Below are 23983 nucleotides of genomic sequence, written 5' to 3'. Positions count from 1 at the left end.
TTTTTTCATTAGTTGATTAGTTTAATAATTAATGCCGAATTTGCTTTTAAATTAATTGTTTTTAACGTCGTAAATTTAGTGTTTGTTATAATATCTTTTCCGGAAGAATAACTAGTTAAAGATTCTTTATAACGCTCTAAACTATAATCATTGATTGACTTTTTACTATTATTGATAATAACCATCGTACTTTCTGTATCAGTATATCTAAAATACACATAAATATTATCCATAGGTTTGTAATGTTTTAGTTTCCCTTTGTGTATTTCGATAGCATTTTTTCTCCATTTTAAAATTGTCGAAATATAATCAACAAGGTCATTTTCATCATTTGTCCTTTCATTTTTCACAAACGCATTTCTTTCATCAGATTTCCATCCTCCTAGAAAATCAATTCTTAAAGCGCCATCTGGTTTTGGTGAATCAAAAAATAATTCGTCTCCATAATAGATTTGCGGAATACCTCTAGTTGTGAAAATAAATGCCATACTTAATTTGACTTTATCTTTATTTTTATTGAGTTGAGTATATAATCTTGCAACATCATGATTTCCATTAAAAATTTTATTATTATAAGGCGTATCATATAAATAATCGCTTGTTAATGTTTCATAAATAGTATAAATTTCATTTTCCTTTCCAAAGGCTTTAATCAAGTTATAATACAATGCGTAATCACTTAAACTTTTAATATTTGATATATACCCATCTCTATTCAATGTTCCATTATTCCAATAAACATATGAAGATACTTTATCTCCCATAGCTGTTTCTGCAACTATATAATAATTAGGATATTCTGTTTCGACCATTTTAATCCAATTCGCCATTACATTTTTATTATTTGGATATGGATAGGTGTCCATTCTTATACCGTCAATATTGGCATACTCAATCCACCATATAGAATTCTGAATTAAATAGGTGGCTAAATAAGGATTATCCAAATTAAGGTCAGGTAAATTAACATCAAACCATCCTTTAACATGTAAATCATTATCACTTTGAGATTGGTAAGGGTCTGACACAATTACATTAGCAAAACTTGAATACGTAAATTCTTTCCATTGGTTCAACCAGTCTTTAGATGGTAAATCTTGCATCCACCAATGCCCTGCTCCACAATGATTAAAAACTTGGTCCATAATCACTTTCATTCCTCTTTCATGGCTGAGACTAACTAACTTTTTATAATCATTATTAGTTCCAAATCTTGAATCTGTTTTATAGAAATCTGATATTCCATATCCATGATAAGAATATGCAGGTTGGTCATTTTCCAAAAATGGATTTAACCATAATGTTGTGACACCTAAATTTTCTATATAATCTAAATGATTTATAATACCTTTAATGTCTCCACCGTGTCTACCATCTGGGTTTTTTCTATTTACTTTTTCAATAGTATCATCAGTAGAATCATTTGAAGTATCGCCATTACTAAACCGATCTGGTGTTATTAAGTACATCACATCAGATGCGTCAATTGTTTGACTTAGATTATTCCTACTCTTTTTTTGTTTTAATTGATAATTGTAAACTAATTTTTCTCCACTATCCAAATTAAAAATAATATCAAAAACACCTTCTTTTGTAGTCTCTTCAATAGTTAGGTTTAGGAATAAATAATTGGCGCTTTCTAGTTTTGTTACACTATTAATAGTAACACCTTTATATTGAATTGTTGGTTTTGTTGTACTAATATTTTCTCCATATATCAAAAGTTGCAATTTGGAGTTTTCCATTCCTATCCACCAATTTGGCGGTTCTACTCGTTCTATTGAAAAACTTTGAGCACATATATGTTGAATTGAAATAAGGAATAATAAGCTCGTAATTAATGTTCTAAATAATGAATTCATTTTAGTTAAGTTTAAAATTATATTGCTCAATATTAATACTGAAATAGAAAGCAAACAAACTAATTATATAGACAACCATTTGTATATATAAAACAACCAATATTTTGAATTTGGTTAAATTATTTGAGGATGATAATTGAAATGAAAAGTTAGGTGTGAAGTTGCTTTTTATATAATATTACGAGTTGTCTATACTTTACTAGTGGTATTCTAGATAAATTTTCAGATTTTAGCATAATAAATTTTTAAAATATGATGTTGGCTTTTATTAGGATAAACAGAAACGCAAGTCAAATTGTTAAACACATCATTTATTGGTTCGTATTTGTGCTGTTTTTTACAATGGTTTGGGGAACGTATGATAATGATTATTATAGAAATTTCATGGTTCAATTACTTAGTTTACCTTCTAGATTAATCTTGGTTTATGTAACATTATATATCTTGTTCCCATTATTTTTTCTTAAAAAGAAATATATAAAATTCGTATTATTTTATGTGTTATTATTGATTAGTACTACTATTTTTATTCAAAGACCGTTAGTTATAAATGTTATTCAGCCATTGTATCTAAAAGGTTTTGAGAGTTCGAGTTTCTTTGCAATTACAGAAATTATGAATACCCTTTTGGATGTAAACGTTGCAGCAATTATTCCTTTTGTGTATGTGTTATTTAAGAATTTTCAAACAGCAAATAAAAAAACATTAGCACTTGAAATAAAGCAGCAAGACCATCTTAAAGAAGAAGAATTTATTTATTTGAAAGTAGAAAAATCATTAATAAAAATTTTCATAAAAGACATCATATTTGTTGAAAGTCTTAAAAACTATATAAAAGTAAAAACTACCGAAACAGAAATTATTGCTTATAAAAGTCTAACGTCTATACAAGAATCTTTGCCAAACGCAAAATTTTTAAGAGTCCACCGTTCTTATATTGTTGGCCTTGATTTTATTGATTCTTTTTCACCAAGTAAATTAATGCTTAACGGAGTTTCAATACCAATTGGAAGAAAATATAAAGATGAAGTTAAAAAAGCTTTGGGTTATTTTTAGATATATAAAAACAAACAATTCCATGCATATTACACTTCCCTCCTTTCGTCAGTCAGTATAAAAAGTGTTTAATTTTTAGTCAACCTATTTCAGAAAAGTACAAATTTAACATTGTAGAAGAAACCTTTTGGTATAAAATTTTTCATAAAATGAAAAGTAAAACTTTGCTTTTACCAAAGCAAAGTAAATGTACACGATTCTTAATTTATGTTGAGTTTTTGTCGAAATACCAAAAAAAACAATCTTTTTAGTTTCATTATATTGTTTTCAATAAATTAGAGAATTCACGTTCTAAAAAAATAGAATATAAATTTATGTATTAGTATTCAATAAGCACAAGATTTATATATCCAAAGGGCAAAACCTTCTAGAGAAACCTGATAAAATTTATCAATCTCAAATTATATGTTCGCAACTATGGATATCAATAAAATTATTCCGAAATCTTTATAATAAACTCTTTAATTTTGTGTTGTGTCATCGCTGCAACTTTAACTTGATTTTTACTATAAAAATTACTGAATGCAAAATCTGTCCATTCAGTCCCCTCTTTCTTAGAAGGCATCATCATTACAAAACTTTCGCTATCATAAGCAATTAAAAAAAGGCCTATATCATTATAAAAAACAGCTGTTTTTAAATCTTTACTATACTCTTCTTTATACTTATATATGGCTGGCATACATTTCGCACAAGCTGCAACTGCCAGCACATTATCTTCACCCCACTTTCCATATTGAAAAATTTTAGTGTTGGTTTGCTTATTTCCTCCAGCTCTCTCAGCCTCTAACAAATGATATGTTCCGTTAAGCGCTTCTGTTGGGTTTTCATTTTGTGAAAAAAGTAATCCTGATGATAGAAAGATAATAAGGTATATTAAAAGTGTTTTCATATTAAAATTATTTAGCATTAAATGATTGATATTTTGAAGATTAACTTATAATTAGAGATTGTGATTATAAGTTATCAATGTCTTTATACACTAAGTTTAAATAGTTGGATAACGGTTTCACTCATTACCCAACGATGCATATACTACTAATTATGGGGACGTAGATTGCTATAAAACTTAGTTATTAATAAAATGTTGGCTCTTACAAATCTTGTTTTACCTTCAATTTTTATTAGATAGAGTTCTCTTTTAGATTTGATGTTATTTAGTTTACCGTAATACTACTACCACAACGAGAGTTAGCGCTATAACATACAGAACCTTTACCTCCAGCATTAGCATCATATTTATAAGTATAATTACTCGCACAATTTACTTTAGCACTGCTATTAACATTTATACGCGTTCCATTGCTAGAACCATCTTGATAGATATAAATATCTCTTCCTGATTTATTGTAAATTGTTACTTTTCCCTGTGTCCCTCCATTTCTTGATTGATAATTTGCCTCATTCTGTCTCTTTCTTCTCTCCAAATCTTGATGCTCTGGTGTTGCTTTAATAGAGTCGTTATATCTCTTTGCTTCCGCCCATTCTGCATCTCTTTTTGCTTTTTCTGCGTCTCTTTTTGCTTTTTCTTTTGACGCGATTACTTCCTTAGCGTTTAAAATATTTTTATCCGATTGTTTTTCTTTTGCAGTTCTAGCATCTTGTTTTGCTTTCATTGCTACCAAATAATCAGTAATTAATTTTCTTAAATTCTGACTTTCTAAAGCTTTATGTTCTGAACCATAATTAGCAGATGTAGCTCCTGGAATTGAAGCATTTTTTAAAGCCTTCATTTTTTCTTTAAAAGACAATTTCTTCTTTGTTGGTTTATCAGCATTATTTCCCCCTGAAGCACCCTCTTTAATATATACATCATCTATACTAGCATAAGAAGTCCCCTCATCAGAAATACCTTTAAGAAAAAAGATATAATCGCCTATGGCAACAATTCCTTCTTTTTTAGATGTATCTCTAATTACACTTTCATAAGGATAGCCTTTACAGCTGAAGTTTCCTTCTACCACATCCATTGTACTTGATTTTCCTTTATTACTTCCTTTATCTACGATAGCTGAAATGCTATAACCTTCACCTGTAGGAAGTGTCTTAAGTTCAAATTTCACAATAAATTGTCTATCTCTTATTTCATAAACACCATCATTATCACTATCTACAACAGATCGGTACTCTGTATATTGATCTGTTGTAGATATATTTTTAAACAAACTGTTTTGAGCTATTGTTGCTGTTGTTACTAAGAGTGCAACTGCTAAAATTATTTTTTCATGTTTCTATTTTTTAGTAATTTAGTAATTTTAGGCAAGAGTACTTTATTTAGATAATATTTTAACAAACCACTTTATGAATAGTAAATTGGGTTTGTAAATTGTAATAAATACTATTCTAAGTAATTTAAAATACTAAAATGGATATTTAATTGATTTGAAGCTGTCAGACTTAGAAATAATAATTGAAAAATCTAACCACAATATTTTAACTTACACTACTTTGTGAGAAGGTGCTTATTTTAATACAAACAGCCTAAAATCGTTTTTTGTAAGGTATTTATTTGCTAGGGTGACTACTTGCTCACCTTTATTTAAAATTCAATATAATTTAAATTAATTAACCACGTTCTATGAGAACGAAAAAAAGAGTGCTCATTAGGTAATACATCTTCAAAGTATTTTAAATTTTTACTCGTAGTAATAGTTTTGTTTTCTTTAAAATGGATTTAGACGTTAAAAGTAATTCATCTTTGGTTTAACAAACAATTCCATGCATATTACACTTCCCCCTTTCGTCAGTCAGTATAAAAAGTGTTTTATTAAAATTAAAGAAGAAATTTTTAAAATACAGTAGTAATAGCATAGCATATTCTACTAAATATCCCAAACACCTCTTATTTCTATACAATATTCAGTACTTTGGTAATTAAACATTCGTATTTTTGTTTCTCGTTTAATTTTAATATTCTGTATTTGTGCAGAATATTTCAAATATGAAATTCTCATCAATTTTGAAGAATAATTTTTTACTAGAAATAAACGATACGGCACCTCTTAACATGAAAAATGCATATCTAATAACAAGAAACTAAGAAATGATTATACCTAAACTACATTATATATCTCAGGGAAGTTCTCCAAAAGAAATTCTTGAAAACATCCAAAAATCTTGTACATCTGGTACAGAATTAGTGCAATTACGTTTAAAAAATGTTTCAGAAAAGAAATTTTTAAAGTTAGCCAAAGAGGCTAGAGAAATCACATCTCATTTTCAAACCAGATTAATTATTAACGATCATTATAAAATAGCCAAAGAAGTTAAAGCAGATGGTGTACATTTAGGAAAAACAGATTCTTGCCCTACTATTGCGAGAAAGCATTTATACACTTGGCAAATTATTGGAGGAACAGCAAACAGCTTACAAGATTGCGAAACATTAATTGTGAATGATGTTGATTATATTAGTTTAAGTCCTTTTAGACTCACAACAACCAAAGACAATTTAAGTAAGGCTTTGGGTTTAAACGGTTATACTGCAATTACAGAAGCCCTAAAAACGGAAACGCCAATTATTGGTTTTGGAGGCATAACTACAGAAGATGTTACAGATATATTAGAAACGGGTATTTCTGGAATTGCTGTATCTGGAGAAATTACCCGTGATTTTAATACTATAAAAATATTTAACCAATTACTAAGTGCATCTTCAACAGATGAGAAACGCTATACATTCAAATAAAAAATGAACGGTTTTAGAATTTTACAATAAAAAGTTAAAAATGAAATGACCTTTAAAATACGTACGCCTATATAGCGTAGTTATTCTATAGATACATACAAGATTGTTTTTGTTAAAATTAGCTATTTAACAACGTCTGGCCAATATTAGATATTATTAAAAATTAGATTGAAATCTCACTAAAAGCAATCCCCAATACCTTTTGGAGTTCTTTCACTTTTTGCATTTCACCAGGAATTAGTAAGACGATGGATTGCCCTTTTTTTCCGGCACGTGCGGTGCGTCCACTTCTGTGTGTGTAGTACTCTGTCTGTTCTGGTAATTGATGGTGTAATACAAATCCCAAATTAGTAACGTCAATACCTCTAGCAGATACATCGGTTGAAATTAAGACTTGTATACTTTCATTTTTAAAAGCGCGCATTACCTTGTCACGTTCTAGTTGCTGCATATCGCCTTCTAAGCCTCCTACAGCAAAACCTTCTTCTTGTAATTGATTGGCTAGTTTTCTTGTTCCTGCTTTTGTTCTGCAGAAAATAATACCTCTTTCATTGTTGCGCTTTTTCAAAATACGAATAAGCATATTCAATTTATCAGGAATGTTGGTACGTATAAAATGATGAGAAATGTTTTCGTTTATTAACTCATGTTTTTTCACTTCTACTTTAATAGCATCTGCAGCCATATAAGTTTTTACAATATGTTTAATTTCTTCTGGCATTGTTGCAGAAAATAACCAGGTGTTTCTTTTGGTGGTATTGTATTTAAGAATTTTATTAATATCTTCTTTAAATCCCATACTCAGCATTTCGTCAGCTTCATCTAATACCAATAGTTTTACATTAGAAATATCTAAGGCACCGCGCTCTATCAAATCTAGTAATCTACCTGGTGTTGCTACCACAACGTGTGTAGTTCTGGTTAAGGCTTTAATTTGTTTTTCAATTTTTTCACCACCATATACACCTTCTACAAAAATATTTTGGTCGTTGTACTTTGTAAATCGAAACAATTGCTTTTTTATTTGCTGTACCAACTCACGTGTAGGAGCGATAATAAGAGCTTGTATATCTGACAACTTGGTGTCTATAGCATGTAATACTGGTAAACCAAAAGCAGCTGTTTTACCCGTGCCAGTTTGTGCCAAACCTATTAAATCAACCTCAGACTTTAAAAGGATTGGAATTACAGAGGCTTGTATTTCAGTTGGATTGATAATGTTAAGTTCATCAAGTGCTTTTATATAGGATTTATGGATACCTATTTCAGAAAATGTGGTCATAATATGTTATTGTGGCACAAAGGTACTTTGTACGTTTTGTAAACCGTGGATTCATGTTATAAATGATGTCTCTATGCTAAATTATATAGAGCAATCATTATTTTTTTATAAATAAAAACTATATAATTGGTTTTACCAATCAATGGGTTTATAATCTTTTAGAAATTTACCACACCAATGCTTCCCAGTATTTATACCATCAAACAATGGATCCATAACACGTGCAGCTCCATCAACAATATCTAACGGTGGTTGAAAATCATGTACTTCCTCTTTTTTCTTAGCCAATTCCACAGGGTCTTCATCAGTAACCCATCCGGTATCAACTGCATTCATATAAATTCCTTCTTTTGCTAAGGCCAATGCCGAAGTATGCGTTAACATATTTAATGCTGCTTTAGCCATATTTGTATGTGGATGACGACTTTTTTTAAAAAATCGGTGAAACTTTCCTTCCATTGCAGATACATTAATGATATGTTTTTGACCTGTATTGCTTTTTTTCATGATTTCTGAAAGACGATTACACAACACAAATGGTGCTACTGCATTTACAAGTTGTACTTCTATCATTTCGGTTGTTTCAATCTCGCCAAGTTTTAAACGCCAGCTATTCGTTTTTCTTAAATCTACTTGTTGTAAATCTGCATCCAATTTTCCTTCAGGGAACACCTCTTTTGCAACCAGTGTATTATCAAAACTATAAGGAATTTGAGATAATTTTGCAGAAGCTCTTAAACCAATACCAGGCTCAGGACCATGCCAAGTTACAGGCATATTTTTATTGGAAGACGCTCCTGAAGTTAGTACTTTTAACTCATCTAAACAACCTGTATGATCTTTTAATAAATCGCGAGCGTATATTGGTAACGATTCTATTGGTTTTTCTTCATTTTCCATTAAATGTGAATAAAACCCTGCCGGACGCCTTACAGTTTGAGCTGCATTATTGATTAAAATATCTAATTTTTCATATTTTTGTTCAATAAAATTACAGAAAATTTCTACACTTGGTATATGTCGTAAATCAAGTCCGTGAATCTTTAAGCGATGCCCCCACTCCATAAAATCAGTTTCTTTTGAAAATCGCAATGCTGAATCTACTGGAAAACGAGTCGTAGCAATCACAGTTGCTCCACCTCGTAGTAACATTAATGTTATATGATACCCTATTTTTAACCGAGAACCGGTTATAATAGCAACTTGTCCTTTTACATCTGCATTCTGAAAACGTTTTGCATAGTTAAAATCACCACAATCAGTACACATAGTGTCGTAGAAATGATGCAATTTTGTAAATACTGTTTTGCATACATAGCAGTTTCTAGGAGATTCTAATTCTAACTGTTCTTTATTGGCTAAATCGGAAGTGCCTAATAACTTAGGCGCCTCAAATACAATAGATTCACGAGCACTTCGAATCCCCGTTTCCTTACGAGCTGATTTATCTCTAGCTGCTATTTTGCGTTTAGCCGCTTTCTTTCCATCTTTTTTTCGACGAGAAAATTCTTCTCTACTTGGTCTAGAAAGCATTCCAGAAGCTTTTATTAAAGCAGCTCTTTTCTCCTTTGAAAGATCAAATAGTTGATTTGTATCTGTTACTAATTGTTCTAATATAGAAATGCACTTATCTACTTCTTCTGATGAGATTATTCGAGTATTGTCTTGTTCATTGTTATCTTTAGGCATATAGCTATAAGCGTTCTATCTAGAAAATGATTGATATTAAAAATAATTTTGGCGAAGATACTATTCCGTTCTATGGAATTGGTCAAATAGATAAATTAATATTTTATCTAGAGATTTAATTCCAGTGTAGTTATAATTTCTTTATTAAATGGATATTTATATTATAGTAACCCTAACTTTCTTCTTTTTCAATCGTGTATTATTTAGTTTTTCCACTAAAGCATCAGAAATACGAGTAGGAACGGCTACAAACGCACAATCTTGTTTAAGTTCTATAACTCCCAATTGATCTTTATTTATTTCACCTTGTTTAAAAAACAGTCCAGCAATATCTCCTTTAGATATTTTATCCTTACGTCCTCCAGAAATAAATAAGGTGGTCCAAAATTGTGATTTACGATTTTCACTTTTGGAAAGTGTCATTACTTTCGATTTTTCTATAAACTCAGGAAAAACCTCTTGATCTGCTTTTATTAAATATGCATTTCCTTTTGCATTTACTCTTGCAGTTCTACCATTTCTATGCGTATACTGTTCATAAGAATCGGGTATTTCATAATGAATAATATAGTTCATTTCTGGAATATCAATCCCTCTTGAAGCTAACTCACTTGCAATAAGAACAGAAACACTTCCATTTCTTAATTTTATCAAAGCACGTTCTCTATCTTTTTGCTCCATTCCTGCATAAAAACAAGTATGTGCCATATTTCTTTTATTCAAAAAGCGACTTAAATCTTCAATTCTTTCTTTTTTATTGCAAAAAACGATACCAGGCTCATTTCCCAAATGGTTCAATAAATCAACCAACGTATTGTGCTTATTTTTAGAAGGAGAAAGAATTGTTTTCACCGTCAGTTTTGAATGCACTTTTTCTTTTAGATAATTCAAAGTGATTGGTTTATCCATTTTTAAATAACCAGGAATAGAAGTACCTTGAGTAGCAGAAGTCAAAATACGCTTTGAAATATGAGGGATATAACTCATGATAGTTTTCATTTCACCTCCAGCGCCCACTTTAATTGAAATATCAAACTCATCAATAACCAATGTTTTAATTTTTTTTGTAGTAAAACGCCCTTGCTCAAAATGATCAGCCAATCTTCCAGGAGTTCCTATTAAAATGGCAGGTGTATGTTTTAGTTCTATTTTATCTTTTGAAATAGTTCTTCCTCCATAAATTGCATTTGCTTTATAACCAGAACCCATTTCTCTAACTACTTGCTCCGTTTGAATAGCTAATTCTCTTGAAGGCACTATAATTAATGCTTGTACCTCGGTACATTTTGAATCTAATTTAGCTATCAATGGTAATAAAAATGCTAACGTCTTACCAGTTCCTGTAGGAGATAATAGTATGGTATTCGTATTGTTTTTAATTACCTCCAAAGCTTCTTCTTGCATTGGATTTAGGGTATAAATCTTTAATTTTTCAAGAATATCTTGTTGCTCTTTGATGCTATTTGCCATATCTACTTCTTGTTTTTATTCTTTTTAGAATCTTCCAGTTTTGGAGAACCTAAACTTGTTTGAGCAAAATGATGTGCCACTACTTTCTCTATCAATTCTTCTTTCGTTAGATGATGAAATATGGTTCTAACCTGCCTTTTAAAGTCTTCAGAGATTGCCCGATTGGGTTTGGTTTTAAATATTTTTTTAGCCCATAACAAGCCATTGTTTTCTTCAATACTTTGAGTATCAGCTTTTTTGAATTGTTTAAAAACAATACCCAAAGCTGTTTCAAAATCAGCAATATCTTCCACTTCTTCTTTCTGTAGAATTGTTAAAGAAAGTCCAGTAGCTCCTGCTCTTGCCGTACGTCCACTTCTATGCACATAAGTATCAGGAGTATCAGGCAAATGATAATTTACAACGAATGAGATTTCTTTAATATCAATTCCTCTAGCTGCCAAATCAGTAGCGACAAGAATATCAATAAAACCATCTCTAAACTGACCCATAATCCGATCACGTATTCCTTGTGTTAAACTACCATGAATAGCTCCAGATGAAAATTTATTAATTGCCAAGTTCTTCGCCAATTTATTAACCGCTGCTTTTGTTTTACAAAAAATAATCCCACGTTTTCCTTCTTTAGAATTTAAGAAATGCAACAATACATCCAATTTTTCTATGGGCTCTACAACTACATATTGATGATCTATTCCTTGATGTCCAACCGTAGACATGTCTGCTTCTATTTGTACTACATGTTTTGACATGTAATTTTGAACCAATTGTTTTATGGTCCCCGGCATTGTAGCTGTAAACAACAATGTTCTTCTAGATTTCGGAATTTCTTTTATAATGCTATCCAATCCGTCTTTTAATGCAGTCACCATTTCATCAGCCTCATCTAAAATAAAATAAGAGATATTTTTAATAGCAACAGCCTTTCTTTCAATTAAATCAGCCAAACGACCAGGTGTTGCTACTACAATATGCGTTGTGCTTTTTAAACGTTCTATTTGCGGCTTGATTGGAATTCCACCACATACAGAAGCAATAGAAATTGAAGGAATATGAGTAGAAAAAGAAATTAAATTCGTGTAAATTTGCTGTCCAAGTTCCCTTGTAGGCGCTAAGATTACCGCTTGTGTTTTGGTGTTTTCTACATCTATCAATTGTAATAAAGGTAGCCCAAATGCCGCTGTTTTTCCTGTACCTGTCTTTGCCAAAGCAACCACATCTTCTTTTTGATGTAATATCACCGGAATTGTTTTTTCTTGAATATCCGTAGGCACAGAGATTTGTAAATCAGCTAAACCTTGTTGCAGCTGTTCATTAATTCCTAAATTGGAAAAACGTTTTGACATATAAAATAATTTTGGCAAAGATAACGATACATTTTTTGGGAATTGGGTAAATAAGTGTATTAATCTTTTGCCTAGAAATTTCAGCTAAAAGTTATAAAATGAAGTGTATTTCAAAAAATATATAAATGTATTTTGAACCCGTTGTGCATTTTGATTTATTTTATGCATTTGAATGTCAGTTCAAGTAATTTTTTATAGAAAATTGTATCGAGAACTATTTTGAAAACGAAAATTTGATTCTCGATACTAAGTTTACGCATTAACATTCGTTAAATTCACTCGAATTGACAAATTTTATTCAAAATGCACAACGAGTATTTTTATAACAATTTTAAGAAATTTCTAGCTTATATCCAACACCATGAATGTTTGTTAATTTAATAGTCGCATCCTCTTTTAATTTCTTCCTTAGTTTAGAAATATACGTATCTAAACTTCTCCCAACAAAAACACCATTGTCTTCCAAAACCTTTTTAGTTAATTCATCTCGTTTGATAATTTGATTTGGATTGGCAACAAAAATTTCTAACAATTCACACTCTTTTTTTGAAAGGCTTATTTCTTGGGCTTTTTTTACCAATTTATTTTGCTCAGGGTAAAATTGAAAACTACCAATAGTAGTATATGTTGAATTATTTTCTTCTGGCTTTACATCATATTTTTTTTTATTTAAATAGACTACAAATAGAGAAATGAAAACAACAAAAATTAGTGCATATAAAAATGTGTGTTTGTTATTGATAAAAGAGGTTCTTTTAGTGAATCTCACTTCAATAATATAACAGTTTTTCGGCAAAAACCTTCCTTTACAGGGAATTATATCATTTTCTGTTTCATTTTTTATTTCATAGCTATAAGCAACTTCTTGATCTGTACATTGAATAACTTCAACACTATAATACTTAGGAAGTGAAGATTTATGAAAGCTATTTTTTACAAGAGCAACTAAACTGCCTGGTTCAAAAGTAAGTTGATGTTGAAAGGACAATGCATACGTTGAATTCTCTAACTCAACAACGGGTAACACCAAAGATGTAGAATCTTGATTTTTGAGTAGTAATTGATTTCCAATAGCTCGTAAAGAAAGTTTTACTTTTTCTGAAAAGTGCTCATTCGTGTTTTCTGAATTTAACAACATCCAAGTAAAAAAAACAATAATAGCTAAAATTAAAAAAGAGTAAATAGATTTTCTGCTCATAATTAGTGTAAATAACATAAAATTTCAGCACTTTTCACACTAGTTGACACTTCTTTTACATTTTTTTGACATATTTATTCTAATGTATGTCTAGTTTTACAATCAGAACAATTATTAAATAATATGATGTACTCTAATTAACAATCACTAAAACATTCTAAAAATGAACACATTTAAAGCCCTTTTTTTACTACTAATAAGTAGTAGTTGTCATGTATATAGCCAACAATCTAATCAGATAGCTGAAACCCTTAAAGTTGATAAATCTATAATGGTTAATTTCCCAAAACCAATGGAAATTCTTCCTTATGACATTAAGATTGAAATTGAAACAACTGAGAACTCTACTAATTATTTAGTTATTTCTTTGGAATTAAAGAATGGTAGTTATTTTATTTCTCCTAATTCTAAAAGAGCGTTTAAAGGTAAATTTTATATGGATTTAGGGAGTTACGAAGATATAGATTTTGAAGGTAAGCTATTAGAAACTCCTTTATCTGTTGAAGAGGTAGATTTACATCCTTTTGTAAATGGAACTGTAAATTGGGTACGTGTAAATACAACCTATAAACAAGCTTTACGGATAAAATCAAAAGATGATTTTGAAGTATTTGGAAGAATTCAATTTACAATTGAACCTCGCTGTACTTTGGAGGAAATACCATTTGCTATATCAGTTCAAAATGGTGTAATGAAGATTATAGAGAATCCAAAGTGTTAATTGAAATACAATTGCAAGTAAATTTATAACTTGCAAACTTCAACTATACGATCATAAATTTATGAACACAACTGATTGGCTTGGATTTATTGGAGTTTTTCTTATTCTTTTAGCCTATATATTAAATGAACTAGGTAAAACAACAAACAAGAGTTTATTATTTATACTTTTAAATTTAATTGGAGCATCTATTGCTTGCTTAGCATCCATTCTTTTAGATTACCTACCATTTATTATTTTAGAAGGTGTTTGGGCATTAGTCTCTTTAAATTCCTTCATCAATTATTTAAAACAATTAAAATAAAAATTTAAACTTTATTCTTATAAGATTTAAGATGTTCTTTATACCAGCCAGCATCACTTAATTTCCGATACAAACTATCTCGTATCTCTTTTTTATAAAAAGCTGAAACAAATAACCTTATGTAGTTAAATAAGCGATAATTATAATATATAAACCTATTTAAAGCATAATTTAATGTTGGAAAATAAATACTTTTTTGATACCAAAGCATTAAAAATCGAAGAATGAAAGTATCATTAATTTTAAAAAGACTTGTAGTAAAAACGCTATTTATCAACTTGAAATATAAGGATTTACGATAATAATACGTTGTATCATTCTTTAATGTAGTTAAAACTGTTGGTCTAAAAGATAATAAATAACAATCGTACATTTGGCGCAAATTAATTTTAGCATATAAAAAACCTTTATCGTTCACTTGAACATTTAATATATTATGCAGTATTTGATGATGATATGATGGTGTAAATGTATTTTCAAAAGCTAATTTATGTTCTAATATTGAGGTTGATTTTAAAGTAGTATTGTATGGTGGTTGAATTACTACTCTATGAATTTCAACAGCTGCAATCCACTCTTCATGTACTAATCTAGGGTAATGCTTCAATAATTTTAATTCATTTTTATAATATTTTGTGAGTGGCTTATACCCTATTTCAAGTGCTAATTTAGCAGTTTTATCAAACTGTTCAGGTGCTACTAACAAATCAATATCTCCAATCATGCGTTCACTTATATCTTCATATAAATTCTCTAGCAAGTGAGCAGTTCCTTTTAAAAAAACGTGCTCAATTTGATGCTTATTTAATAATTCAACTAAATGATTTACTTGATTAAGGATTGCTATATTTCGTTCTTTATTAAGTGCCGTCATTTCTTTAAAATACGTAATTAAATCTTTTGGAAGTAAATGTAACACGTTTGCACGTTTCAAATTTAAATACAATGCTGGTACAACTAACTGAGCTGAACTTACTTTTACAACAGTTTCCCAATCAATTTTTTTAGAAGTTACTTGTGAAACCACCCATTTTTTAGCCGATACATTTTTAGTACACGACAAACAATTACCAATAAAATAAAGCGCTTCTTTATAGTTCATTATTTCTTGTTTCGTTAGAACTAAAGAGTTCTTCTACCGTTTTACACATTAATTCTGTATCAGAATAGGTTAAATGGTAACAAGGCATTGTTGAAAACCAATCTAAAAAGAATGAAGCATTTTCAACTTCTTCTGATAACCAAGAATCTGGAATCAAATATTCAAAAGCATCTTCTTTGGGGAGCTTTTTAATTGTTAAACCGCTATTCTCTTTATAGTTAACTAAAACAATTGCCTTGCAATTTAATTGTTTTTTTGTTGTTAAATCTAAACGTTGAGTTGCTAAATAACGTACCTTTTTATGCATGTTTTCATACGTATAAACGGAAGCACTTTCTAATTTAGGAAAGTATGGAAGTAATGTAGCAACTGCTTTTTCTTTAATAGAGATAGCAGCAGGGAAATGAAACACTTTTTTAGTTGCCGCAGCAATTGGCACAAAATCATCGGCAAATAACGTGTAACCATTTGCAACCAATAATGCAGCTAAGGTACTTTTACCATTGCCGGAATCTCCTGTAAATAAAATACAATTTTCACCATTACTTATTGCTGAAGCATGCAATACTGCCATCCATTTTTTCTCTTCAATCTCATACATAGTTTCTAATAAAACCATTGAAAATTTCCCTTGAAAATAATGAATCTCTTTTTCTTCCCAAGCTCCTACTCTTTTAGTGTCAACTTCAAGTACAATTTTATGTTGAGAATAACCAACCTTAAAATGACTTATAAAATCAACCACATTAGTTACTTCTAAATGTGCAAACTTTGGATGCACTAAAAATTCTAAATTGGCTGTTTCAAATGAAACTTTTATAATTTTAGTTCCTATTTCATAAAACTTTGTGGAATCATAATTTGTTGTTTTAATTGATTCAGTTGTACTATTGGTTTCTATAGTTACAGGTGTGTTTAATTGCTTAATTAAGCTATAAACAGCATTTATGACTGTTTCTGCTTGTTTATTAGAAAGCTGAAACTGTTGTAAACAAAAAATGAAGAGCTCATCATCTGAGAACCCTTCATTAATTTTTTCAAGTATTTTTACGGTATCGTGCGCTACTAAAACATACGTATTTGAAGCCTTAAACCATACAATACTTTTGTGCTCTAGCTTCTTTATTAAAAAAGACTGTGTAGTTAATAACACCTTTATTTTAAAATTTAAAAAGTAAAACCACCTCCAGGTTCATCTCCTGGGGATTGTGCTTGTGCCTTTTTAGGGTTTAAGATAGTAAATGTAGCCAAGGCTGTAAAAGCAGCATATTTACCTGCTTTTAATATTGCTTCTTTACGCGTTAGCAACTCTTTATTTGTATTTTTTAATTGTTTAGGGTCCTTTTTCATTTTACAAAAATATACTAATTTTTAACATAATTAATTACTAATACCAAGCTATTTTAGTACTTGATTTTTTAGTTGGAGAATTTATTTTAACATAATAAATTCCTTTAGCCATAGATGGAACACTAATTTCATGAGCTTCATTACTAATAGTGCTTTTAAAAATAAAACGTCCTAAAGTATCAAAAATTTCAATAGTTGAAGTTTCTTCAAGGTTCCCAATAACCTTTAAGCTATTGGTGTCATAGTAAGATACAATTCTCAAGTCTGTTAGTTCTGTAGAAGGCTCCGTTGGTTTTTTAGCCAAAGTATGTATATAAAAACGACCCTCTTTACTGCTCTCACTAGTCAACGAAATAGTATAGCTTTTATTACTTTCATTTATTTCGGTGAAAACACTTAACAATCTATCTTCAAGAAAAACTTTTGTATCAGTTGGTAAGTTTTCATAAACTGCCTTAAAAGTAACTTCTGCAGTTACATCAGTAGTTATTCCAATAGGAATTACAGTTGTTTCATAATTTTCATCGGGTACAATTTGCAGCGAAAAGTTGACTCCATTATCTTCAATTAATTTAGAATACACTCCAAAAAAGGAGCTTTCAACAGCTGAAAAAGTACTTGCATCATAACCAGGATCAAGTCCATAGCTTGTACCGGATACATATTTAATTTTAGTTGTACTTGTTTTTCCTTCAGTATTTTCAGCTATTAATTGTATAGTTGGTTTTAAGTTTCCATTCCCTTTTTGAAACACTGCTGTAGGTTGGTGCATACGCATTGCAGTTGTAAAATTTAACGTATTTGCAGCACTAGACTTTACAAAAAACGATTGTCCAGGCGCAATATAAGTTGCAGGAGAATCATGATTTACAAGTACGTAAGCAGAAGTTGCAGCATCCCAAATATAAATAGCAGTATTTGAAGGATCTAATTCACTGGCATTCACTGTTAAAAAATTATTTGTAGCATCAGCATCTACATTTGCAGGGATTGAAGAAGGAAACGGATTTCCAACTAAATTCCAAGTATTAGAAGCATCAACAGTTACCGCTAAATCTGTTTGTGCAGTTGGAACTGTACCTGTAAAAGCAATAGTTCCTGCTGCTGTTGTATATACTTGGTACCCTTTTCCTGCTATAAAATTTCCTGCGCTACTTGCTTCATTACTTCCGCCAATTGTGTAATAATCCCAAGTTGTAGCACCAATAGTTCCGGTATTGTCATAAGGCGCTAAAGCGTATTTTGTTCCTGTTCCTCCATCACTTCTTGGCACATTATTAGCTCCATTAGTAACAAATGAATTTATATTTTGAGCACCAATTGGTGCGCTAAACAAATGCCATTTACTTCCTAACAAATATCTATTGTAAGTAATGTTTCCTGTTGAAGTACCAGAAACAATTAACGAGCCATTAGTGGTGGCAGTAGAGTTGATATTAAAAGTACCTGTATTTGTTAAATTATTTAAGGTAGTTGCACCTTCATTCGTAAACGTACCACTATTTGTGAGTGTTTGATTATTTATGAAAGTTCCATCTACAGTAATTGTACCACTGTTTGAAATAGTATTAGTCACCGTTAATTGATTTCCTGAAGCTATAGTTGCTGTAGCTCCAGTATTATTTGTGAAATCGTATAAACTAGTAGTTCCATTATTTATAAAAGTACCATTGTTATATAATGTTGAAGCAGCATACGTAAGTGTTCCTGTAGCTGTTAAAGTACCGCTGTTAAAAATATTGTTAGCAATTGTTAATGTTGAAGATGCAATAGTTAAAGACGCTCCAGTTTCTACACTTAAACTTTTAACAGTTAAATCACTTGATAATGAAGGTGCTGTTCCTCCATTATTTGAAATACCAACATTATCAGTAGTGCTTGGCACACTTCCGCTACTCCAATTACTTGCAGTTCCCCAAGTTGATGAGTCTGTATCTAACCAAGTGTTAAAGGCTGTAGATGTAACCCAATCTGTATTTTCAATATTTTCTATAGTACCATCATTATTTCCACTAAAGTCATAGAGAACATTCCCTGATGCATTATCAAAATTATAATAAGCTACAAGACCGCTTTCATTTCCAACAAGTGTTTTATACATATGTTCTCTAATTTCTTCAGCCGTTCGTACAGTACTCCACACTCTAACTTCATCCATTTTTGCATTTACTGTTTCCCAAAAACTAGTATTATGTTGACCACCAATTCTAAAAGTGTCAAAACTAAATGCTGCAGCACCTCCAGTATCATCTAAAATACCGTTAATATACAATTTAGATCCAGTTCCATCAGCAGTTATAGAAACATGTGTCCAAACACCAACACTTAAAGCATTTGATGATACTAAATCATCTCCTACTACAAAACTACCAACTGTTTTAATTTTACCTTCACCACTTGTTAAATATATTTCATCACCAGCAAGAGAGTTTGGACTTTTTGATATTAAACGAGCATCATTCCCTGGAATTGCATCTAGATAAATCCAAAAGGAAATAGTACCTGATGTAACAATAGGTAAAAAAGAACCTATATAAACATTTTCATCTACCCCATCAAAATCTAAACAATTTTTAGGGCCATAAAAAGCTGGAGAGGTAACCCAATCTGTATTATCCATATTAGTTAATGTACCGGGCAGTGAGCTAACATTATTTGTAATAGTTGCACTACTATTATCTGTAAGTGTAGTCCCGGAAGTTTCATTAAAATTATAATTAATTAAAAGGCCTCCTTCATCACCTACTAATTCTTGGTACATATAGTCTCTTATTTGAGATTCACTTCTAGCATAATCCCATACTCTAACTTCATCCATTTGCCCATCTAAATATCTCCCATCATAACTATATGAAATAAAAAAAGAATTATGTGTATAATTGTCTGTAAAAGAAGCTACACTTATTGAGCTCTCAAACATTCCATTTAAGTATAAACGAATTTCATTAGAGCCTTGATCAAATACTAATGCTACATGATACCATTTATTAGTAACTAAAGGTGAAGTACCTAGTAAGTAATAGCCTCCATTACCAGAATTCATATAGAAATCTAGTTTATAATCATTACCGTTTTTAATTATTCTTAAAACAGAAGCATCATTACCGGTTTCAATCCCCATTAACGTAGAAAGATACGGATCGTTTCCTTGAAAATTATTAACCTTAAACCATGTTTCATAAGTAAAAGCATGATTATATAAATCTACATTTCCACAAGAAATATAATCATTAAACCCATCAAAATCTAAGGCATTGTTTTGTGCTTGCAACAGTTGGGGCAACATGCTAAAAGCAAAAAGAAAATAAAGTACTGTTTTTTTCATATTTTTTTTTTTGAGATTGGGACTACAATAATACTCATTTTTCTTTAAATTTTATAGGTTTTTAAGCGTTAAAATGCTATTATTTTTAATATAGTTGTTTGGTTTCTTGATGGTTGTACGAAGCAATCTCATGATTAGAATTCTAATATAACAGATTACTTCAGTCATATGCCCAAGCGCCACAGCTGGCCTGTTCGCTAAAAATGTTCAGTGAACATTTTTTTTACGCTCCATCCCGTACTAACAAGTTAAAACAATTTCTTCCACCAAGGTTTCTGTTCATTTTCTCCATAAGCGTATCCATAACCATATCCATAGCCATAACCAACACCTCTATCAATATCAACAGCGTTTAATATGACAGCCATATTGTTTACACGCTTTTCATTGTATAATTTAGTAGGAATTTCTAGTAAGCGCTTGTCTAAATAGTTTGCTCTAATCACATACACAAATAAATCGGCAATGTTACTTAACAATAGCGTATCTGTAACAATTTTTATAGGTGCAGTATCTATTATTACATAATCGTAATTTGCTTTTCCATACGCTAATACTTCTTCAAACCTACCATTCATTAATAATTCAGAAGGGTTTGGAGCTATAATTCCTGAGTGTAAAACATCAAAATTAGATTCTTTATTATGTACAATAACATCTTCAATAGCTAAAGAATTATCCATTAAAAAATGTGTCAACCCTTTATCGTAGGTTACTTTTAAGTAATCATTAATTTTTGGTTTACGAATATCAGCCCCAACTAATAATACTTTTTTATTTGACAATGCTAATACGGCAGCGGTATTTATAGCTATAAATGTTTTTCCTTCTTCGCTAATAGTTGATGTAATAAAAATAGTTTTAGCCTCTTTTTTTACATTAGAAAGCATAAACGTAATATTTGTTCGTAACATTCTAAAAGCCTCAGCTACAATACCTCTTTCAGTATCATTTACCACAATTTTGTGATCCATGGCTGTTTTAGGAATTTCACCTAAAAATGGCGCTTTTAATACTGCTTCAATATCTTTTAGTGTGTGTACTTTATTATCTAATAAAAATACCAAGTAAAAAAATAAAAACGGAACCATAAACCCTAGCATAGCAGCAGCCATATATACTACATTTCTCTTTGGGCTTATTGGACTATCACTTCCATCAGCTTTGTCAATTATTTTAGCATTTGGCAAGGTGGCAGCCAATGAAATTGCGTTTTCTTCTCGCTTTTGTAATAAATACAAATACAACGTTTCAATTATTTGTTGCTGACGCTGAATATCTCTAAACTCACGCTCTTGTTTTGGTGCTGAAGTAATTTTAGATGACATTCTATTCTCTTGGTAAACAGCATCATTTAACGAAATTGTTAAAGATGAAGTTAAATTTGCTAAACTTTGTGCAATACTTCCTCTTAGCTCCTTAATCTGACTATTTAAATTAACAATAATCGGGTTTTGAGGCTTTGAACTTTTTAAAAGGCGGTTACGCTCTATTACTAACTTATTTAATTGCACACCACTTACACTTACTGTAGCATCAGCCAATCCTAAATTTGAAGGAATTAACCCATCCATATGTTCAGCCATATAATCAGTTACATAGTTTGCTAATTTTAATTGCGTATTTAATTCAATTATTTTTTTCTCTATTTCTGAATTTGTTTGCAATACCAATGTCGCTTCTGAAGCAATATTGGTAAGCTTATTGGTTATTTTAAAATCCTCTACTCCTTTATCAACACTTGATAAATCCTTTTCTATCACTTCAAGACGCCTATTGATAAAATCGTTGGTGTTATTGGCTATTAAACTTTTATCTTCAACCGCATTTTTATTGTACAAATTCACCAAATTATCTAAAATAATCTGTCCTTTTAACTTCACTTTTGTTTTTAAACTTAGCTCAATTAAACTCGCTTTTTCATACAATAAATCCATTTTTAAACTACTTCTGTAGCTATTTGCTATTGCTTTTAGAGGTTTAATTACAGTAATTACTTCTTCATCACCTTTAAGTTTTTTTAAATTTGTTGGAGTTACCGTTAAAGCACCCATATTGGTTAGAATCTTTTCACCAAAGGCATGAGAAGAAACATCAATTCCTAGTTTATTTATTAACGTAAAGTTTGTTTTTGACGTTAAACGAATTCTAAACGTAGTATCTAACGCATAAAAAGTAGAATCTTTTGAAAAGAAATTAATTTTTACAGGTGATTTTTGTTGAAATACTTCTGAAGTTTGCACACGCCCTTCTTCATAATAAGTAACGTTTAACCCTACCTCTTTCACCACTTTTTGCATCAAACTTCTAGACTTCAACAAGCCCATTTCATTATCAACCGTTTTTCTTCTTGCTGAAATAAGTCCCAAATCTTCAAAAGCCATTAATTCTGAAGGCAATCCTCCATTTTTCATATCATCTACTAAAATGGTAGTTGTTACCAAATATTCACGAGGTGTGTAACGCAAATACACATAAGCGCACGCCAAAGCAACAATAATACCTACAACAAACCATTTCCAGTGGTACACATATTTTTCAATTTTCTCACGATAATCAATAGGTTCTTCATCAAAAAATAAATAATTTAAAGGGTTTTCGTTCTGATTCATAATGATTTATTTTATCTGATAAGAATAGCTATAATTGAAATTAAAATAGAAACAGATGTTAGTGCAACACCCGTATTAGAACCAATGGCCGATGAGTTACGTTTGGCTTTATTTGGTTCAATATAAAGTACATCGTTCTGAGCTAAATAATAGTACGGAGAGTTTAAGACTTGTATTTTAGATAAATCTATAGGAATTACAACTCTTTTTCCTTCAATTTCACGCACTAACAATACCTTGTCTCTTTTTCCTTGAATGGTTAAATCTCCTGCCAAGCCTAGCGCTTCTACAATTGAGATACGCTCATTGGGTACCGTAAATGTTCCTGGATTTTTAACTTCACCTAAAACAGTTACTTTAAAATTAGTAAGCCTTATATTTACAACAGGATTGATGATAAATTCTGATAATAATTTTATGAGTTTGTCAGTTAATTCTTTGGTGGTTAATCCAACAACGTGTATAGTACCTAGTACAGGGAAATTTAATTCCCCTACCGAGTTTACTAAATAAGGCAATGATTTTACATTTCCACCTCCTGAATTTTCAAAAAGATTAAATGCTATTGCTGTTTCAGGATCAAGTGCCGATACATTAATGGTTAACAAATCTCCTACGGCAATTTTTGTTTCTGAATGAATCATTGTTTTGGTAGAAACAAGCCCTTCAATTTCTTGAAAATAAGCAATTTCTTTTGCTGGCACACACGAAGTTATAACGAGCATGATACTTATAAGTAATAGATAAAAATAGGCATTCTTTTTCATGGTATTAAAGGTGATTTTCAGGTTGTTATTCATTTATTATTATTCATCTCGTTGTGCATTTTGAATAAAAGTTGTCAATTCGAGTGAATTTAACGAATGTTAATGCGTAAAATTAGTATCGAGAATCAAATTTTCGTTTTCAAAATAGTTCTCGATACAATTTTCTATCGAAAATTACTCGAACTGACATTCAAATGCATAAAATAAATCA

19 protein-coding genes are annotated in these 23983 nt (G+C 30.4%); 4 read left to right on the top strand and 15 right to left on the bottom strand.

The window, feature by feature from the left end; genetic code table 11:
* Positions 1 to 8 precede the first annotated feature (8 nt).
* Positions 9 to 1862: an alpha-amylase family glycosyl hydrolase gene (locus GQ540_RS08120; RefSeq protein ID WP_291799890.1), complete on the bottom strand. Its 1854-nt coding sequence runs from the start codon at positions 1860 to 1862 to the stop codon at positions 9 to 11.
* 615 nt (positions 1863 to 2477) lie between these two features.
* Between GQ540_RS08120 and GQ540_RS08115 the strand changes: the two genes are divergently transcribed.
* A complete protein-coding gene (locus tag GQ540_RS08115; RefSeq protein WP_291799888.1) occupies positions 2478 to 2918 on the top strand; it encodes a LytTR family DNA-binding domain-containing protein in 441 nt (146 codons plus the stop codon).
* A gap of 433 nt (positions 2919 to 3351) precedes the next feature.
* Here GQ540_RS08115 and GQ540_RS08110 read toward each other — a convergent pair whose 3' ends face one another.
* The 3 genes from GQ540_RS08110 to GQ540_RS13230 form a co-directional block, all read right to left on the bottom strand.
* A complete protein-coding gene (locus tag GQ540_RS08110; protein WP_291799886.1) occupies positions 3352 to 3810 on the bottom strand; it encodes a hypothetical protein in 459 nt (152 codons plus the stop codon).
* Between the two features lie 265 nt (positions 3811 to 4075).
* A complete protein-coding gene (locus GQ540_RS08105) occupies positions 4076 to 5083 on the bottom strand; it encodes a hypothetical protein (RefSeq protein WP_291799884.1) in 1008 nt (335 codons plus the stop codon).
* A gap of 374 nt (positions 5084 to 5457) precedes the next feature.
* Positions 5458 to 5592 (bottom strand): LytTR family transcriptional regulator DNA-binding domain-containing protein, encoded by a 135-nt coding sequence (locus tag GQ540_RS13230; RefSeq protein WP_367205988.1) that lies wholly within the window; start codon positions 5590 to 5592, stop codon positions 5458 to 5460.
* 369 nt (positions 5593 to 5961) lie between these two features.
* Here GQ540_RS13230 and GQ540_RS08100 point away from each other — a divergent pair, with 369 nt between their 5' ends.
* Positions 5962 to 6606, top strand: coding sequence for a thiamine phosphate synthase (locus tag GQ540_RS08100; RefSeq protein ID WP_291799882.1), 645 nt, complete (start codon positions 5962 to 5964; stop codon positions 6604 to 6606).
* Between the two features lie 163 nt (positions 6607 to 6769).
* Here the strand turns inward: GQ540_RS08100 and GQ540_RS08095 are convergent, their stop codons facing one another.
* From GQ540_RS08095 to GQ540_RS08075, 5 genes are all read right to left on the bottom strand, one after another.
* Complete coding sequence (locus GQ540_RS08095) at positions 6770 to 7888, bottom strand: DEAD/DEAH box helicase (protein ID WP_291799880.1); 1119 nt, start codon at positions 7886 to 7888, stop codon at positions 6770 to 6772.
* 132 nt (positions 7889 to 8020) lie between these two features.
* Positions 8021 to 9577 carry an SDR family NAD(P)-dependent oxidoreductase gene (locus tag GQ540_RS08090; RefSeq protein WP_291799878.1) on the bottom strand — a complete coding sequence of 519 codons (1557 nt, stop codon included), beginning with the start codon at positions 9575 to 9577 and terminating at the stop codon, positions 8021 to 8023.
* A 156-nt stretch (positions 9578 to 9733) separates the two neighbouring features.
* Positions 9734 to 11047, bottom strand: a complete 1314-nt coding sequence (locus tag GQ540_RS08085; RefSeq protein WP_291799876.1) for a DEAD/DEAH box helicase — start codon at positions 11045 to 11047, stop codon at positions 9734 to 9736.
* A 2-nt stretch (positions 11048 to 11049) separates the two neighbouring features.
* Positions 11050 to 12393, bottom strand: a complete 1344-nt coding sequence (locus GQ540_RS08080; protein WP_291799874.1) for a DEAD/DEAH box helicase — start codon at positions 12391 to 12393, stop codon at positions 11050 to 11052.
* Positions 12394 to 12724: 331 nt separating this feature from the next.
* Entirely contained in the window at positions 12725 to 13591 is an 867-nt protein-coding gene (locus tag GQ540_RS08075; protein WP_291799872.1) for a winged helix-turn-helix domain-containing protein, read from the bottom strand.
* A 163-nt stretch (positions 13592 to 13754) separates the two neighbouring features.
* Here GQ540_RS08075 and GQ540_RS08070 point away from each other — a divergent pair, with 163 nt between their 5' ends.
* Entirely contained in the window at positions 13755 to 14312 is a 558-nt protein-coding gene (locus GQ540_RS08070) for a hypothetical protein (protein WP_291799870.1), read from the top strand.
* A gap of 61 nt (positions 14313 to 14373) precedes the next feature.
* Positions 14374 to 14616 carry a hypothetical protein gene (locus GQ540_RS08065; RefSeq protein ID WP_291799868.1) on the top strand — a complete coding sequence of 81 codons (243 nt, stop codon included), beginning with the start codon at positions 14374 to 14376 and terminating at the stop codon, positions 14614 to 14616.
* Between the two features lie 4 nt (positions 14617 to 14620).
* Here GQ540_RS08065 and GQ540_RS08060 read toward each other — a convergent pair whose 3' ends face one another.
* The 6 genes from GQ540_RS08060 to GQ540_RS08035 form a co-directional block, all read right to left on the bottom strand.
* Entirely contained in the window at positions 14621 to 15718 is a 1098-nt protein-coding gene (locus GQ540_RS08060) for a nucleotidyltransferase family protein (protein WP_291799866.1), read from the bottom strand.
* Complete coding sequence (locus tag GQ540_RS08055; RefSeq protein WP_291799865.1) at positions 15708 to 16871, bottom strand: hypothetical protein; 1164 nt, start codon at positions 16869 to 16871, stop codon at positions 15708 to 15710. The genes GQ540_RS08060 and GQ540_RS08055 overlap by 11 nt, the downstream gene beginning before the upstream one ends.
* 14 nt (positions 16872 to 16885) lie before the next feature.
* Positions 16886 to 17068, bottom strand: coding sequence for a hypothetical protein (locus GQ540_RS08050; RefSeq protein ID WP_291799863.1), 183 nt, complete (start codon positions 17066 to 17068; stop codon positions 16886 to 16888).
* A 37-nt stretch (positions 17069 to 17105) separates the two neighbouring features.
* Positions 17106 to 20393, bottom strand: coding sequence for a LamG-like jellyroll fold domain-containing protein (locus GQ540_RS08045; protein WP_291799861.1), 3288 nt, complete (start codon positions 20391 to 20393; stop codon positions 17106 to 17108).
* 248 nt (positions 20394 to 20641) lie between these two features.
* Positions 20642 to 23005 carry a tyrosine-protein kinase gene (locus GQ540_RS08040; protein ID WP_291799859.1) on the bottom strand — a complete coding sequence of 788 codons (2364 nt, stop codon included), beginning with the start codon at positions 23003 to 23005 and terminating at the stop codon, positions 20642 to 20644.
* Positions 23006 to 23016: 11 nt separating this feature from the next.
* Positions 23017 to 23730 (bottom strand): polysaccharide biosynthesis/export family protein, encoded by a 714-nt coding sequence (locus GQ540_RS08035; RefSeq protein WP_291799857.1) that lies wholly within the window; start codon positions 23728 to 23730, stop codon positions 23017 to 23019.
* Positions 23731 to 23983 lie beyond the last annotated feature (253 nt).

This window comes from Lutibacter sp., from assembly GCF_013139515.1.
In the GTDB taxonomy this organism is placed as follows: Bacteria; Bacteroidota; Bacteroidia; order Flavobacteriales; family Flavobacteriaceae; genus Lutibacter.
This window is presented reverse-complemented; position numbering and strand designations above follow the sequence as displayed.

Coding starts and splice junctions, on each gene's coding strand:
- GQ540_RS08070 (WP_291799870.1), top strand. CDS start 13,755: ATGAACACATTTAAAGCCCTTTTTTTACTACTAATAAGTAGTAGTTGT.
- GQ540_RS08095 (WP_291799880.1), bottom strand. CDS start 7,888: ATGACCACATTTTCTGAAATAGGTATCCATAAATCCTATATAAAAGCA.
- GQ540_RS08120 (WP_291799890.1), bottom strand. CDS start 1,862: ATGAATTCATTATTTAGAACATTAATTACGAGCTTATTATTCCTTATT.
- GQ540_RS08075 (WP_291799872.1), bottom strand. CDS start 13,591: ATGAGCAGAAAATCTATTTACTCTTTTTTAATTTTAGCTATTATTGTT.
- GQ540_RS08115 (WP_291799888.1), top strand. CDS start 2,478: ATGAATACCCTTTTGGATGTAAACGTTGCAGCAATTATTCCTTTTGTG.
- GQ540_RS08080 (WP_291799874.1), bottom strand. CDS start 12,393: ATGTCAAAACGTTTTTCCAATTTAGGAATTAATGAACAGCTGCAACAA.
- GQ540_RS08050 (WP_291799863.1), bottom strand. CDS start 17,068: ATGAAAAAGGACCCTAAACAATTAAAAAATACAAATAAAGAGTTGCTA.
- GQ540_RS08040 (WP_291799859.1), bottom strand. CDS start 23,005: ATGAATCAGAACGAAAACCCTTTAAATTATTTATTTTTTGATGAAGAA.
- GQ540_RS08090 (WP_291799878.1), bottom strand. CDS start 9,577: ATGCCTAAAGATAACAATGAACAAGACAATACTCGAATAATCTCATCA.
- GQ540_RS08100 (WP_291799882.1), top strand. CDS start 5,962: ATGATTATACCTAAACTACATTATATATCTCAGGGAAGTTCTCCAAAA.
- GQ540_RS08060 (WP_291799866.1), bottom strand. CDS start 15,718: ATGAACTATAAAGAAGCGCTTTATTTTATTGGTAATTGTTTGTCGTGT.
- GQ540_RS08085 (WP_291799876.1), bottom strand. CDS start 11,047: ATGGCAAATAGCATCAAAGAGCAACAAGATATTCTTGAAAAATTAAAG.
- GQ540_RS08065 (WP_291799868.1), top strand. CDS start 14,374: ATGAACACAACTGATTGGCTTGGATTTATTGGAGTTTTTCTTATTCTT.
- GQ540_RS08110 (WP_291799886.1), bottom strand. CDS start 3,810: ATGAAAACACTTTTAATATACCTTATTATCTTTCTATCATCAGGATTA.
- GQ540_RS08045 (WP_291799861.1), bottom strand. CDS start 20,393: ATGAAAAAAACAGTACTTTATTTTCTTTTTGCTTTTAGCATGTTGCCC.
- GQ540_RS08035 (WP_291799857.1), bottom strand. CDS start 23,730: ATGCTCGTTATAACTTCGTGTGTGCCAGCAAAAGAAATTGCTTATTTT.